Genomic DNA, 467 nt, shown 5'->3' with positions numbered 1-467 from the left:
ATTCAGTCCACTGTAATAAACTGGAATGAGCAACACAATCCCCTTTTTCTCATAACGTAAATACGTCTGTTGTTGTATCGTTAATCGTTCACTCGTCGATGCAATGCCACCTAAATCTTCAAATAATAACGCATCCACAAGGTCTTTTAATATGTATTGTTGTGCACGCGTTACATTGTGTTCGTGTTCACTTACCATATATGCCACTCCTAATAAAGACTTAATGTTGTGCCTATATTTTCAGCTTGCGCACGTTGATAAATGAAGTACGCACTCGCAATGTCTTCAATCGCCATGCCCATTGGATTTAATAAAATAATCTCATCGTCATGTTCACGTCCGACTTTCTCACCTGTCACAAGTTGTCCGAGTTCAGCGTGTAACTGTTCTCGACTGAATAGACCGTCTTGAACGAGTTGATGTATCGTTTTCTTTTCGCGATTACTTTGTGACCAATCATCTACGAC

Annotated in this window: 1 protein-coding gene and 1 pseudogene; both read right to left on the bottom strand. The window is 39.8% G+C overall.

The features are described from left to right. A partial coding sequence (locus E1I18_RS03660; protein ID WP_211334718.1) for a hypothetical protein occupies nt 1-198 on the bottom strand: 198 nt, incomplete at its 3' end. An 11-nt stretch (nt 199-209) separates the two neighbouring features. Next, nucleotides 210-467 (bottom strand): annotated as a pseudogene (locus tag E1I18_RS03655) (hypothetical protein); the annotation flags it as partial.

This window comes from Mycoplasmopsis mucosicanis, assembly GCF_006546935.1.
GTDB lineage: Bacteria > Bacillota_I > Bacilli_A > Mycoplasmatales > Metamycoplasmataceae > Mycoplasmopsis > Mycoplasmopsis mucosicanis.
This window is presented reverse-complemented; position numbering and strand designations above follow the sequence as displayed.